The organism is Janibacter sp. CoH_79_TC_3 (assembly GCF_058197955.1).
The window spans coordinates 1-259 of the sequence record NZ_JBXWIV010000120.1 but is presented as its reverse complement, the minus strand read 5'-3'; the positions used below and the strand labels follow the sequence as shown (position 1 = coordinate 259).

At 46.3% G+C, this 259-nt stretch carries 1 protein-coding gene; it reads left to right on the top strand.

The annotated features are described in order from the left end of the window. On the top strand, nt 1-259 hold a 259-nt coding region (locus AC2FA3_RS15320; protein WP_490510335.1), incomplete at both ends, for a transposase.

Sequence of the window (259 nt, the reverse complement as noted above, 5' to 3'; positions counted from 1 at the left end):
CCTGCCAATGTTGATGAAAGAGCGGTTGCGCCTGATATTACTGACAATATCCATGGTTTGCTCGGCGCTGATAAAGGCTATATCAGCCCTAGTCTGACATCGTACTACGACGCTCAAGGAGTGGATTTACAAACGCCACTCAGAGCCAATATGAAAGAGGATAGACCCAAACCTGTGGTAAGGCGGCTAATGAAAGCCCGCCGTATCGTTGAAACAGTCATTGGTCAGCTATCAGAACGATTTAATATACAAAGGGTAC